Below are 13,393 nucleotides of genomic sequence, written 5' to 3'. Positions count from 1 at the left end.
ATTTCGATTGATCCTTTTTTATTATGCGAGCACTGTATGTAGTTGTCTTGATACTGATAGCGCAGGTTTCGTGGGCACAACCTGCTGAAGATGGTGATATCACCATTACTGTAAATAACAATCAGCAACAACCGCTTCCACTGGCTTCTGTTGCTATTCTGAGAGTGAAAGATTCTGTAGCTGTCAAAATACGGATGACGGACTCCTCCGGCAAAGTGCTATTCGAAAATATTCCTGCCGGTATATATCTCTTCCGCATCACCATGGTTGATCATATCACACAATATGCAGGCCCGGTAGAGATCAGCTCCGGTAACGCGAACCTCCCGCTTTCGATTACCTTACTTCGTTCCAACGCTTCCCTCCGGGAAGTGACCATCTCGGCAAGAAGGCCTTTGATCAAATTCGCTCCGGATAAGACCATCGTTTCTGTTGACAACAGTATCACCAGTACAGGCGCCACCGTCTTGGAAGTGCTGGAGAAATCTCCCGGCGTTTCGGTTGACCGTGACGGTAATGTGAGCCTGAAAGGAAGATCGAATGTGCTGGTGCTGATCGATGGCAAACCTACATATCTGTCAGGATCTGATCTCAGTAATCTCCTTTCGGGCATGTCGGCTTCCCAACTGGAGCAGATAGAATTGATGGACAATCCACCTAGTAAATACGATGCTACCGGCAATGCAGGCGTGATCAATATAAAAACGAAAAAGAACAAGCAGCAGGGTTTCAACGGAACGGCCAGCACGGCTTACCAGCAGGGAAGAAAACAAAGGTCCGTTCATAGCCTGGCATTGAATTACAGGCAGGGGCCGCTCAACGCATTCATGAACTACAACCTGAATGAAGGTGGTTTCCTCATGTACCTCTATGCCCTTCGAAAATATTTCGACCCCGGCACTACCAATGCCAATGCAGTGTTACAGCAGCCCACCCGCATCGAAGGCAATGGACAGAACCATTCGTTGAAGCTGGGTCTGGATTATGTCATCAACAAGAAAACATCCGTTGGGATACTGGCCAATGGCTTCTATCAGTATCGCCGCACCCACAGCAAGGCCGAAGCCGAATGGCTGGGAGATAACGCAGAAAAGGATTCCGTGATCAACAGCATCGGATACAGCACGCTCAACTGGCGCAACGGAACAGTGAACATCAATGCACGACACAACTTCAGTGCTGAACAGGAACTGACAATGGACCTCGACTGGCTCGGATACAATATCCGCAACTACCAGCTCTTCCGGAATGTTCGCGAAGGGAATAATGGCTATACCGAGGCCGAACGAGGCGAGATCCCCACAAAGATCCGGATCATCACCGGCAAGGCGGATTACACGCAAAAGTTTGGCGAAACCATGAAAATGGAAGCTGGCTGGAAAAGCAGCCGCATTCGTACTGACAATTTCGCCGGCTACGGGATCAATACCAGCGGCAGCTGGGAGAACAATCCGGATAAGACCAATCAATTCGTTTACATCGAGAATATTCATGCCGCCTACGGCAACTTCGGGAAGTCGTGGGAAAAGTTCACAGCCCAGGTGGGGCTCCGATTTGAGCACACAGGTTATGATGCAGAACAATCAGGCAATGCATTGCGGAAAGATTCTGCTTTCTCCCGGAACTACAATAGCCTCTTCCCCACTACTTATCTTCAGTATAAACCCGATTCTTCCAATAGCTTCACCATCAGCGCCGGCAGAAGGATCGACAGGCCCGTGTTCCAGAACCTCAACCCCTTCGAGTTCATCATCAACAAATACACCAGCCAGCGTGGCAATCCGTTCCTGCTGCCACAATACACCTGGAACTTCCAGTTATCGCATGTATATAAAGAATGGCTGATGACAACGGTGAGCTATAGTCGAACCTCCGACTATTTTGCCCAGCTGTTCCTGATCAAACCCGATGGCTCTTTCCTGTATTCCTATGGCAATGTGGGCAACAAACAGAATTTCGGACTTTCGGTGAGTGTGCAATGGCAGCCTGCCTCCTGGTGGAATATGAGTTTGCAGGGCGATCTGATCCATAAACGTTTCAAAGGGATGCTGTGGAAGGAACTTACGCCAACCATCACCCAGTTCAATGGGAATATCAACAACCAGTTCAAATTCAAAAAAGGATGGGCTGCTGAATTGACTGCGTATTACATCACGCGCAGCCAGGAAGACATTCAGGAAGTGGTGGAACCTACGGGTCAGGCAGGCGCTGGGATCTCAAAACTTTTGTTCAACAACAAAGCCACTCTCAAACTGGCTTTCCGCGATATTTTCTATACACAGGCCATGAACGGTCTCACTCAGTTCAAAGACTCAGAAGAATATTTCGAGATCCAACGTGACTCACGTGTGGGTGTTCTAAGTTTCACCTGGCGCTTCGGCAAAACATTCAAGGGAGGTGTAAAAAGAAGTGGCAGCGCCGATGATGAGATGCGGCGTGTGGGTTCGGGTGGATAGAGCGATTGTGGCTCACCGTAATTCCTTAGATTTGTATCCACTCCCAACCCGTCCGTACACATCGCCGGCATGCAGATCCTTTGGAAATATTTACAGCCACAACGGTGGTTGATCCTTTTCTCCTTGCTACTTGCAGGGATTGCCCAGATCTTGGCTTTGATCGATCCCGTGATCTTTGGAAGGATCATCGATGATTACGCCAGCCAGGTAAATATCAAACCCCGGGATGAGCTGGTGCGCGGTGTACTCTGGTGGCTCTTCATCGCCATTGCCATCGCTACACTTGCCCGCGTGGCGCGGGCCTTCCAGGAATATTTCACCCGCCTGGCAGTACAGAAATTCGGATTACAGATCTTCAATGATGGTCTTCGTCAAACACTCCGGCTTACTTTCAGTGAATTTGAAGAACAAAGAAGCGGGGAAACGATGGCCATTTTGCAAAAGGTAAGAACAGACACCGAACGCTTCATCAATTCGTTCATCAATATTCTTTTCTCTTCACTGGTGGGCATGGGCTTTCTTATCTGGTACGCTATTACCAGGCACTGGGCGCTGATCCCCGTATTCGTGATCGGCGTGTTGGTGTTGGGTTCATTAACCGGATTGCTTAGCAAAAAGATCAAGACCCTCCAGAGATCTATCAACAAAGAAACCAACCGTATGGCGGGGATCATTACTGAATCCCTGCGGAACATAGAGCTGGTACGGAGTCTGGGATTAACCTTTCCTGAGATCCGGCGGCTTAGAGAATTCACCTATCGTATCTTCCAGCTGGAAATGCAGAAAACAAAACAGGTAAGAACGCTGAGTTTCCTGCAGGGCACCGTGCTGAATATACTTCGTCAATCCATTCTTTTCATATTGTTATGGCTGATCTTCGGCAATGTGCTGAGTACCGGGGAGCTGATCAGTATGCAATTCATCTCCAGTTCCATCTTCGGTCCATTGCAGGATATCGGCAGTATCATTCTTTCCTATCGGGAAGCGGAAGCATCTTTGCAAACCTTCGATACCCTGATGAACAAGCCTGTGGAACAAAGGCCACCAGAGCCCATCGAGCTCAATGAACTGGAAAGCATCCGCTTCAATAATGTAGTGTTCCGGCATAAAACGGCCCGGCAGAATGCGATGGATGGGATTTCATTTACTCTCAGGAAAGGCGATACCGTTGCTTTCGTTGGTCCGTCCGGTTCCGGCAAATCCACCCTGGTGAAGCTGTTGGTAGGATTGTACAAACCCGTTGAAGGTGAGATCTTTTTCAATGAGATACCGGCTACCCTTATGCGCTACAATGAGCTCAGGCGACAGATCGGTTTTGTAACGCAGGATACACAACTGTTTGCCGGCACTATCCGTCAGAACCTGCTGTTCGTGCAGCCCAATGCAACGGATGAGCAGATGATGCAGGCCATTGAAAAGGCATCGGCGCTCAATTTGGTGAAGCGTCATGAATCAGGACTTGATACGATGCTGGGCGAAGGCGGCCTCAAGCTCTCCGGCGGGGAAAAGCAAAGGCTGAGCATCGCACGGGCGCTGCTCCGCGAGCCGCGGCTCCTGATCTTCGATGAAGCCACTTCAGCGCTGGACTCGCTCACGGAAGAAGCTATCACAGAAACCATCCGCGAAATTGCTTCGCAAAGACAACAGATCACTATCATGATCGCGCACAGGCTCAGCACCATCATGTACGCAGATAATATCATCGTACTCGAGAAAGGAAAGATCACAGAGCAGGGCTCCCATTATGAATTACTTGAGCAGAAAGGACTGTATTATGCCATGTGGCGGCAGCAGATCGGGGAACGCAGGCCCGAAGCGGAGTTTTGAGGATTGTCAAGATTAAGGGCGATAAATAATTTTCTGGCGGGAAAGGCCGTTATTGATGCAATTATCCTATAAATGCCACCATATGAAAAATAGTTTCATGCTGTTGCTGGCGGTCTTCTCCCTTATCACGGCGCTGGCTTTCGTTCCCGTTTTCAATAAATTCAGCTCTACAGTTCCTTCCAAAGAATATGCAACCTGTTATGGCCGCAATCCCTGTAATGCCTGTTCCGATTGTTCCCGATGTAAACATTGCAATGCCGGCGGCAGCTGTGGGAAATGTGTGAAGCCTAAGTCTTCTGCAGGTTCGTCGTATGGTTCATCTCAAAAGAAAAGCAGTTCCGCTACTTACGGTCAGTGCCGGGCAAAAACAAAAAAAGGAACAAGATGTTCCCGTAATCAAAGGTCTGGCGGTTATTGCTGGCAGCATGGCGGTTAAGCCATAGCGTTATACTACAACAATTCCACTTCTTTGGTTCTGTAAGGCTGCAGGGCGATATTGTCCGGAGGCAGTTCTGTGATCAGGTAATCGATATCCTGTATATCCGCAATTTTCATCTTCATGGTGGAGTTGAGTTTTTCGGAGATCGCGAGTATGGCGATCTTATCTGCAGCTTTGATCATGGCTTTTTTCACCTGGATAGTTTCCCAGTCGGAATCAGTGAGTCCGTTTGCTGCATCCAGCGCATTGGTGCCGATGATGCAGAGATCAGCTTTGATATTGGAAAGATATTCAAATACTTCACCGCTCACCGTCATCTGGCTGTAGGTGGAGATCTGTCCGCCGATCATGATGGTTTTGATCATCGGCTTGTCAAGCAACTCCACTGCCGACAGTACATTCACTGTAATGAAAGTAGCGCGAAGGGTATGTGGGATCTTCTTGATGAACTCTCGGATAGTAGTGCCACCGCCAACCAGTACGATCATATCGTCTTTCAGCAATTGCAATGCTTTTTCAGCAATCACCACTTTGTTGCTTTGTGAATAGGTTTCGGATTCATGTCCGTAATGATACGCGATAGACATGGCGCCGCCCTTGATCTTTACTACTTCTCCATCGTCTGCAAGTTCGTTCACATCGCGGCGGATCGTGTCTTCACTCACATTGATCAGACCTACCAGGTCCGCATAAGTCAAACGGGTGTGAATATTCACCTGTTTGATGATGAGTTTTTTTCTCGCTTGTTTGGTCAGCGAGGCAGGGGGGATCTGATCTTGTGTGTTGAAGTCCATAGAAAAAAATGAATTGCGCTTACTGAATACTGTTGGAGGGTTTGCCGCATGCGGCCCTCTTTTCCAAATATCCGGTAAAAATAGAATATAAGTTCAATTTTTTGCAGTATTTGGGCGGTAAATAATTTTTTTGCGAAATGTCATGGAGAATAGAGTAAAAAGTAAACTGCTATAAATTGTTGTTCAACAAATTGTTATATATAAAAAATGCATTCATGGCGGCTTTCCGCAATCTGATTTTTCTGCATATTGTGCAAATAATAAATGCAAATATTTTGCAGTTTGGAGGGAATTTGGCTAGTTTTAGGGAAGGAATTTGCATTATTTGAAAGAAAAGCTCATAACTAACTCTTGCAATGAAAAAATTACAACTAACTGCCTGGGCCAGCCAACTGCTTTTGGCTTGCAGCCTCCTATGCTGCATTCCAGCCCTGGCCCAGTCTAACGGTTCCAACCCTTCAGAGATCAACGGCACCGTGAGCAGCGCTGTGTCCGGACAAAAGATCGCAGGGGCCACCGTAACGCTGGTGAATAACAACAGCGTAGCCACCACTACCAACAACAACGGAGAATTCACATTGAAACTTCCCGCCATTTCCGGTTCCATTGAATTACTGATCACCCATGTTGGATTTGAAAGAAAACAGGTGCAACTGCAACCCGGTCAAACAACCATCGCCATCCTGCTCAATGATGCGAAGGCATTGGACGAAGTAGTAGTTACCGCACTTGGTATCAAAAAAGAAAAGAAAGCCCTCGCCTATGCTGTCACTGAAGTGAAGGGCGAAGAATTCACGCAGGCGCGCGAGATCAATATCGCGAACGCACTTACGGGTAAGATCGCCGGTGTAAATGCGAGCAGCCTCGCCAGTGGTCCCGGCGGATCCAGCCGCGTGATCATTCGCGGCAATGGCTCTCTTAACGGCGACAACCAACCGCTTTATGTGGTGAATGGTATGCCCATCGACAATACCACCAATTCCATGCCCGCAAGCGGCAACGGCTCTGTTGGCCTGAACAACGACCGCGGCGATGGTATCGCAGGCATCAACCCGGATGATATCGAAACCATCACTGTCCTCAAAGGCGGTACTGCAGCTGCGCTTTACGGAAGCCGCGCCTCCAATGGCGTGATCATCATCACTACTAAAAAAGGCGTTAGACAAAAAGGTATTGGTGTTGAATACAATTCCACACTCACGGTAGAAAGACCAGCCATTGCGCCGGACTGGCAATATGAATACGGCGCCGGCCAGTATGCAGCCAAACCTGTCGATCAGGCCCAGGCCATTGCTTACGGACGACTTTCCTACGGCGCCAAAATGGACGGCTCGGAAGTAGTTCAATTCGATGGAGTGAAAAGACCTTACTCTCCCCAAAAAGATAATATCAAGAACTTCTACAGGACCGGCACTACATTCACCAACACAGTTTCCTTTCTCGGTGGGTCCGATAATTTTACCTGGCGCGCTTCGCTCTCAGATCTGAACAACCATGGCATTGTGCCCAACAATAAACTGAACAAGAAGATCGCTTCGCTCTCTGTTGGCGCCAATCTCAGCAAACGCATTTCAATCGAAGGATACGCGCAATACAATATCGAGAAATCAGAGAATCGTACGGGTGTAGCCGATGCGGCTGGTAACCCCAACTGGGGAACCTATATGATCGCTAATACCGTTGACATCCGGAACCTCGATCCCGGCTACGACGCCAGCGGCAAAGAAGTGCCATGGAACGCAGTAGGATTCGCTTCCAACCCCTACTTCGTGGTGAACAAATTCAAGAATAACGATGACCGCAACCGTTTCATCGGTAATCTCAGCGTCCGTTACAATATCCTGAACAACCTCTTCGTGAAAGGAAGGGTAAGTCACGATTACTCCAATTTCAAATACACGGGCATCGTGCCTACAGGCAACCTATACTTTGCCGATGGTTATTACCAGAACTATCTTTCCGGGATCACAGAAACCAATGCCGAACTCACTGTAAACTATAATACGAAGATCATCGATGACCTTACTGTAAACGTAATGGCCGGCGGTAACCAACGCAGATCAGTAACCGATAATACCAATCTCGATGGTACCGGGTACTCAGTTCCCGGTTTCTATGATGTGAGCAATGTGGTGAGCCTGACCACCAGCAAAGCGCTGGGAAGGCTGCGAACCAATTCCGTTTTCGGATCGGTGGATTTCTCGTACAAGAACCTGCTCTTCCTGACTGCATCAGGACGGAACGATTGGTTCTCTACACTCGCTCCGCAGAACAACAATATTTTCTACCCCGCAGTGGGTGCAAGTTTCATCCTTTCTGAAGCATTCCAGCTGCCGGTTTGGGTGAACTTCGCCAAGATTAGAAGCTCCCTGGCGCAGGTGGGTGGCGCTACGCCGATCCCATACGCGCTCAATCTAACATACAGCCTGGTGCCTGGAGGCGGGCACGACAAGCGCCCGCTCCAGATGATCACCAATTTCAACGGCGCCAATTCCGGTCAGCTGATGGTGCCCAACCAGAACCTGAAACCCCTCACCTCCACTACGTTTGAAGTAGGTCTGGAAGCCAGGTTCCTCAATGGCCGCCTCTCTACGGACATTGCCGTGTATGATCGCAGGACCACCAACGATATCGTTCGTGCTTCCATTTCACCGGCTACCGGTTTCAATCATGCGCTTTTCAATGTGGGAGAAATGAGCAACAAAGGCCTGGAAGTGCTGGTTTCAGGCTTTCCTGTGAAGAATAAGAATTTCAGCTGGGAAGTCAGTTACAATATCGCCTACAACAAGAACAAAGTGATCAAAATCACCGATGAGCTCAGCACCATTGAAGCGGATATCAGCGTGAACAGGTACGCCTTCATTCATCACCCCGAAGGAAAACCTTACAGCACCATCATGGCTACCACAGGATTAAAAGATGCCAAAGGCAACCAGGTGTATGCAGCTGATGGCCGTGAAATAGCAAGCCCAACCCTTGTTGATATGGGCACAGGCGTTGCGCCACTCACAACAGGTATCACCAATACTTTCAACTACAGGCGTCTTTCGCTGAGCTTCCTCGTAGACGGACGTTTCGGGGGTAAAGTATATTCCGCTACCAATCTCTATGGCACACGTATGGGATTGCACAAAATGACGCTCCCCGGTAGAGATGGTAAGCTCACCGTGAACGGCGTTGACAATAATGGCAACCCTTTCTCCAAAACGTTTACGCCCGACCAGATGTGGAGCTATTATAACAACTGGCAGGTGCTTTCTGAAAAATTCGTGTACAGTTCCGATTTCGTGAAACTGCGCCAGGTGATCATCAGCTACAGCATTCCTGTAGATAAGATCAGCTTCCTGAAAATGCAATCTCTCACCGTTTCCCTGGTGGGAAGAAACCTGGCGATCCTGCACAAAGAAGCTGATAATATCGACCCCGAATCCACTTTCAGCAACTCCAATGCACAGGGCTTCGAAATGTTCGGTGTGCCCCGCACCAGGAGTTTTGGTGTAAACCTGATGGTCAAATTCTAATTCACGATTCAAAAACTAACAACATGCCAAGTTTCAAATTATATCATAGCATACTCGCTCTGGGCCTTTTGGGTGGACTGGGCGCCTGCGACAAAGACTTCGAAGAGGTGAATACTAACCCTAATGCCTCCACGAATGCCAATCCCGACCTGCTGTTCTCACAAGCCATTCTCAAAGGCAACTATGTACTGGACAGAACTTATTTCTATACCTCCTACCTGGGCGCAGGAATGTATGTGCAACATTTCGCGAATTATAAAGATGCTTCCCTTGCCGGAATGGGCGATAAGTATGGTATAAATGATCTCTATCAGGGATTCTATTTCACCTATCTCTATCCCAATGTGCTGGAAAACCTGCGTCAGTGCATGGAAGGAGCAGAGAAGGCCGGACATGTGAATAAAGTGGCCACAGCCCGCATCTGGCGTGTGCTTCACTTCCAGCGGCTCACAGATCTTTACGGAGATGTGCCTTATAAGAATGCACTGAAAGGATATCCCGAGAATGAATTCCTGCCCAACTATGACCCGCAATCAGAGATCTATGACGGGCTGCTTACTGAACTGGATCAGGCTATTGGCGCCCTGCAGGCGGGTGCGCCCACTTTTGGTGCAGCAGACTTCATCTACCAGGGTGATGTTGGCAAATGGAAGAAATTCGGTTACTCCCTGATGTTACGTCTTGCTATGCGCATGACTAAAATTGATGAAAATAAAGCCCGCACCTGGGCGCAAAAAGCCATTGCCGGTGGCGTGATAGAACAGGCAGTGGATAATGCCGCAGTGAAATATTTCAATAGCGGACAGGTGTACAATTTCAATCCTGTTGCCTATGAGATCGGCGCACAGGACTATAAGGCCGATGCCTACGGCGATGCCAATGTGGAAGGAGGAAAATTCAGCAAGGCTTTCATCGATTTCCTGAGGGATAATAATGATCCCCGTCTCCCTGTGATGGCCGTTACTTACAACGGAACAATACCGGACACCACATCGTCCATTGCCAAAGGTCTGCCCAGCGGCACATTGAACAAACCCAATAATTTCAAAACTTTATCCGAGCCCAATCCCGCTACTATCCTGCGATATGATGCGCCACTGCTGGTGCTCACCAATGCTGAGATGAGCTTCCTGCTGAGCGAAGCCGCCTTACGCGGATGGACCAACGCCAATACTGCTTCGGCATACTTCAAAAATGGGATCGAGAATAATATGCGCAACTGGGCCAGGTTCGGTGCCGCAGGCGTAATTGCTGAACAGCGCATCACGGATTATACGGCAGCACATCCGCTGAATACAGCCGGCAGCTTCAACGATCAGATGAACCAGATACATTCACAATTCTGGGTAGCTTTGTTACTGGATGAACTGGAATGTTTCGCCAACTGGCGCCGGACAGGTTATCCCGTGCTCACTCCTACCAATGCACCGGGCAACCAGACCGGCGGTGTGATCCCCCGCAGGTTCCCTTACCTTCAAACAGAACGAAGCAATAACAAAGCAGCCTATGAAGCAGCGCTGGCGCGCCAGGGAGCAGACAATTTATTAACAAGAGTTTGGTGGGATAAACAATAATGAAAAAGCTAATCGTACTTCCGTTCCTGATGGTCTCGGTTTTTCAGGTTTTCGCAAGGCAGCAGCCGCCTCAGCCGGCGCTGATTCCTGTACCTGTGAAGGCAACTTATGGTCAAGGCTTCTCGGTGATATCAAAACAAACAGCAATCGATGCAGGTAGTGAACTGAAGTACGAAGCTGCTTTATTGAATGAGCTCATTAAACAATACCTGGGTTATTCGCTGCCCGTGATAGAACACACCAACAGGGTGTCTGTCAGGCTCCGGATCGATACCCTTCTGGTGAAAGAGCCCGAAGGGTATTTGCTGGAATCGAATGGCAACATAAATATCACGGCTCGTGATGGAGCCGGGCTGATCCACGGCATTCAAACACTGCGGCAATTGTGGATCCTGCAACAGGGAACACTGAGAATACCAGTTGCTAACATTCACGACTATCCGAGATTCTCCTATCGCGGCATGCACCTGGACGTTAGCCGGCATTTTTTTTCACTGGACTTCATCAGGCAGTACATCGATCTACTCTCCCTCTACAAATTCAACACCTTCCACTGGCATCTCACGGATGACCAGGGTTGGAGGATCGAAATAAAGAAATATCCAAAACTGCAATCCGTTGCGGCCTGGAGGGAAGAAACGATGATCGGTCACAAGAAAGAACTGCCTCATCAATTCGATGGGAAACGGTACGGCGGTTATTACACGCAGGAGCAAATAAAGGAGATCATTCAATACGCAGCCGAAAGGCATATCACTGTGATCCCCGAGATCGAGATGCCGGGCCATGCGCAGGCTGCACTGGCGGCCTATCCTGAGCTGGGCTGTACCGGAGGGCCTTACAAGACCGCCACTTTCTGGGGAGTATTCGATGATGTGTTCTGCGCTGGCAGGGATTCCACTTTTACATTTTTACAGGACTTGCTGGACGAGGTGCTTACGTTGTTCCCATCGCAATACATCCATATCGGTGGTGATGAATGTCCCAAAACAAGATGGAAGGCCTGTCCGCATTGTCAGAAAAGGATAAAAGAAGAAAAGCTTTCGAATGAAGAGGAGCTGCAGAGTTACTTTGTAAGCCGCATTGCAAAATATGTACAATCGAAAGGCAGACAAGTAATCGGATGGGATGAGATCCTGGAAGGGGGCCTCGCCAAAGGCGCTACTGTTATGAGCTGGAGAGGAACAGGCGGGGCTGTGGAAGCCGCCAGGATGAACCAGGATGCCATCATGAGTACAGAAGATGAATACTATTTCGACCACTACCAAAGTCTCTATCCATCCGAGCCTGTTGCTGCCGGCGGTTATACACCACTGAAAGATGTGTACAATTACCAGCCACTGCCGGATTCCATTGATGCAAGTCTCTTGCCGCATATCAAAGGCATACAGGGACAATTATGGAGCGAATATTTGCCCACTGCTGAACAGGCATCTTACATGTTATTGCCAAGAGCCATTGCCCTGGCTGAAGTGGCCTGGAGTCCGGCGCCATCGCTCAATTACGATGATTTCCTTCAACGGGTGAGAAAGCAGGAAGCAACACTGGAACGCATCGGTCTCACTATGGCCAATAATTTCGACGAGATCACTTTCACAACTGATAAAGTACAACGGGGTAGTCTTTCTTTTCATCTTCATTCCAGTTTCCGGGAAGCTGAAATACGCTACACTTCTGATGGCAGTTTACCTGACAAGAGTAGCCGGGTTTATTCAGGCCGGGTGCAAACAGGTGGCAGAAATGGTGTAATACGCGCTCAGCTTTTCCGGAACGGAATGGGCTGGGGACGAATATTTGAACTACCCTACAGCATAAACAAAGCAACTGGTGCGGACATCAGCGTTTCCGGTCTTCCTGCCGCAACGCCCGCTCCCGGATTGGTGAATGGCTTGTCCGGATCACACCGGTACAACGATAACCAGTGGGTAAGGTTCTCCGGCAATTTTGAAGCAGTACTCGACCTGGGTAACAGCCAAAGCATTTCAAAGCTGGGCGCCAATGTGCTCAACTATGCCTGGCAAAGAATGTGGCCGCCGGTATCGCTGGATTTTTATGTGTCGGATAACGGGACAGATTATACGAAAATCACTTCCCTTACCAGTTTTCCCGTCAATGGTATCAACAAAGCAAGGGCGACAGTGAAACCCGTAAATGCCAGGTATGTAAAGATAACCGGTCTTCATCCCGGTATCATTCCCGAAGGAAAATATGGCGCCGGATCAAAGGCGCTGATGCTGATAGATGAATTCATAGTGGAATAAACAACAATAAGAGAATAAGAATTAAAATTTACAAGCGTATGAGCACAGCAGAAGAAAGATTCAGGCAACTCGGACTATCATTGCCTCCTGCTCCCGAGCCGCTGGGTGTTTACAAACCCTATGTACTGGATGGGAAATACCTTTACCTCAGCGGGCATGGGCCTGTGCAGGATGATGGTTCCCTCATAATCGGCCGTATCGGAAAGGAACTGGATGCAGACCAGGGGAAGTTATCGGCCAGACAGGTGGGCCTGACCATGTTGAGTACTATTCACACAAGGATCGGTGGCCTGAACAAAGTGAAAAGGGTGATCAAGATGCTGGGAATGGTGAATGCCACACCCGATTTTGAAAGGCATCCGCATGTGATCAATGGCTGCAGCGAATTGTTTGCAGCAGTCTGGGGCGAAGAACACGGCGTTGGCGTACGCAGTGCAGTGGGCTTTGGCTCATTGCCAGACAATATCCCGGTTGAAATCGAAGCGCTCTTTGAATTGTATTGATGGATTGCCATTTTTTAG

General features: G+C 48.8%; 8 protein-coding genes. 7 read left to right on the top strand and 1 reads right to left on the bottom strand.

What is annotated here, in order from left to right:
- Positions 1–23 precede the first annotated feature (23 nt).
- The 3 genes from D9Y29_RS24855 (at position 24) to D9Y29_RS24845 (ending at position 4,719) form a co-directional block, all read left to right on the top strand.
- Positions 24–2,456, top strand: coding sequence for an outer membrane beta-barrel protein (locus D9Y29_RS24855; protein ID WP_127132956.1), 2,433 nt, complete (start codon positions 24–26; stop codon positions 2,454–2,456).
- A gap of 69 nt (positions 2,457–2,525) precedes the next feature.
- Positions 2,526–4,283, top strand: coding sequence for an ABC transporter ATP-binding protein (locus tag D9Y29_RS24850; RefSeq protein ID WP_127132955.1), 1,758 nt, complete (start codon positions 2,526–2,528; stop codon positions 4,281–4,283).
- A gap of 82 nt (positions 4,284–4,365) precedes the next feature.
- Entirely contained in the window at positions 4,366–4,719 is a 354-nt protein-coding gene (locus D9Y29_RS24845) for a hypothetical protein (RefSeq protein WP_127132954.1), read from the top strand.
- A gap of 14 nt (positions 4,720–4,733) precedes the next feature.
- Here the strand turns inward: D9Y29_RS24845 and D9Y29_RS24840 are convergent, their stop codons facing one another.
- Positions 4,734–5,516 (bottom strand): DeoR/GlpR family DNA-binding transcription regulator, encoded by a 783-nt coding sequence (locus D9Y29_RS24840; RefSeq protein WP_127132953.1) that lies wholly within the window; start codon positions 5,514–5,516, stop codon positions 4,734–4,736.
- A gap of 356 nt (positions 5,517–5,872) precedes the next feature.
- Here D9Y29_RS24840 and D9Y29_RS24835 point away from each other — a divergent pair, with 356 nt between their 5' ends.
- Genes D9Y29_RS24835 through D9Y29_RS24820 form a run of 4 tightly spaced genes read left to right on the top strand, consistent with a single transcriptional unit; the run spans position 5,873 to position 13,375 of the window.
- Positions 5,873–9,037, top strand: a complete 3,165-nt coding sequence (locus D9Y29_RS24835; RefSeq protein ID WP_127132952.1) for a SusC/RagA family TonB-linked outer membrane protein — start codon at positions 5,873–5,875, stop codon at positions 9,035–9,037.
- Positions 9,038–9,060: 23 nt separating this feature from the next.
- A complete protein-coding gene (locus D9Y29_RS24830) occupies positions 9,061–10,611 on the top strand; it encodes a SusD/RagB family nutrient-binding outer membrane lipoprotein (protein ID WP_127132951.1) in 1,551 nt (516 codons plus the stop codon).
- Positions 10,611–12,872, top strand: coding sequence for a glycoside hydrolase family 20 protein (locus tag D9Y29_RS24825; RefSeq protein ID WP_127132950.1), 2,262 nt, complete (start codon positions 10,611–10,613; stop codon positions 12,870–12,872). Before D9Y29_RS24830 ends, D9Y29_RS24825 begins: the two co-directional genes overlap by 1 nt.
- Before the next feature lie 38 nt (positions 12,873–12,910).
- Entirely contained in the window at positions 12,911–13,375 is a 465-nt protein-coding gene (locus tag D9Y29_RS24820) for a RidA family protein (RefSeq protein WP_127132949.1), read from the top strand.
- The last annotated feature ends 18 nt before the right edge of the window (positions 13,376–13,393 follow it).

It is taken from the genome of Pseudoflavitalea rhizosphaerae (genome assembly GCF_003991355.1).
In the GTDB taxonomy this organism is placed as follows: Bacteria; Bacteroidota; Bacteroidia; order Chitinophagales; family Chitinophagaceae; genus Pseudobacter; species Pseudobacter rhizosphaerae.
The sequence above is the reverse complement of the archived record's forward strand: the minus strand, read 5'-3'. Positions and strand labels throughout refer to the sequence as shown.

Coding starts and splice junctions, on each gene's coding strand:
- D9Y29_RS24825 (WP_127132950.1), top strand. CDS start 10,611: ATGAAAAAGCTAATCGTACTTCCGTTCCTGATGGTCTCGGTTTTTCAG.
- D9Y29_RS24840 (WP_127132953.1), bottom strand. CDS start 5,516: ATGGACTTCAACACACAAGATCAGATCCCCCCTGCCTCGCTGACCAAA.
- D9Y29_RS24850 (WP_127132955.1), top strand. CDS start 2,526: ATGCAGATCCTTTGGAAATATTTACAGCCACAACGGTGGTTGATCCTT.
- D9Y29_RS24835 (WP_127132952.1), top strand. CDS start 5,873: ATGAAAAAATTACAACTAACTGCCTGGGCCAGCCAACTGCTTTTGGCT.
- D9Y29_RS24855 (WP_127132956.1), top strand. CDS start 24: ATGCGAGCACTGTATGTAGTTGTCTTGATACTGATAGCGCAGGTTTCG.
- D9Y29_RS24820 (WP_127132949.1), top strand. CDS start 12,911: ATGAGCACAGCAGAAGAAAGATTCAGGCAACTCGGACTATCATTGCCT.
- D9Y29_RS24830 (WP_127132951.1), top strand. CDS start 9,061: ATGCCAAGTTTCAAATTATATCATAGCATACTCGCTCTGGGCCTTTTG.
- D9Y29_RS24845 (WP_127132954.1), top strand. CDS start 4,366: ATGAAAAATAGTTTCATGCTGTTGCTGGCGGTCTTCTCCCTTATCACG.